The 607-nt window shown below is 62.3% G+C and carries 1 protein-coding gene; it reads right to left on the reverse strand.

Translation table 11 applies throughout. The annotated features are described in order from the left end of the window. Window positions 1–58: 58 nt before the first annotated feature. Window positions 59–508, reverse strand: coding sequence for a phasin family protein (locus NS365_RS23090; protein WP_058602618.1), 450 nt, complete (start codon window positions 506–508; stop codon window positions 59–61). Between the last annotated feature and the right edge of the window lie 99 nt (window positions 509–607).

Below are 607 nucleotides of genomic sequence, written 5' to 3' on the forward strand. Positions count from 1 at the left end.
GCGCGGCCCGGCCGGGTGCGAAACGGGCCGTGATCGGCCCGTTTCGCAGCTTGAAAGATTAGAACTCGGTCTTGCCCGCGGCGCGCTCGGCGGCCTCGCGGCTCGGCTGAAGCACCTCGCGCGCGGCCGATTGCGATGCGCTCTGGATGTCGCGGGCCTGGCGCGTGGCAAGCTCGACCTGTTGGCGGAAGAAGCTCGTCTGCAATTCGATGAACTCGGACACCGACTTCACGCCGGCGAGCTTCTCGAGATGCGAGAAGTTCATTTCGGCCTGGGTGCGCATTCCGTCCAGCGCGCGCTTGGTCAGATTGAGCGAACCCGAATGGGCGTTCTCGATCGTGGCCTCCAGCGTCTTGGTCGCCTCGTCGGCGGCAGTCTTCATGCGCGCATAAGCCTCGCGCGATTGCTCCATCGACTTTTCGGCGGTGGCGCGGAAGGTTTCCGTCATTTTGGACGGGTCCATCCCGAAGGCCGCCTGCGCGTCCCGGAAGGCCTGCGGATTGGTCATCGAGTCGAAAGCCTGACTCCTATACCCCTCTCCGAGCTCACGAGACCGTACTAGAGCTCGTATGTCGTCTTCTCATTGACAAAAAAAAAGACTAAAGAA

Origin of the sequence: Aureimonas ureilytica, from assembly GCF_001475935.1 — a bacterium.
Classification (GTDB): Bacteria; Pseudomonadota; Alphaproteobacteria; order Rhizobiales; family Rhizobiaceae; genus Aureimonas; species Aureimonas ureilytica_A.

What these genes read in the sequence shown, in the direction of transcription:
- NS365_RS23090 (WP_058602618.1), bottom strand. Translation starts at nt 508, where the DNA reads ATGACCAATCCGCAGGCCTTCCGGGACGCGCAGGCGGCCTTCGGGATG.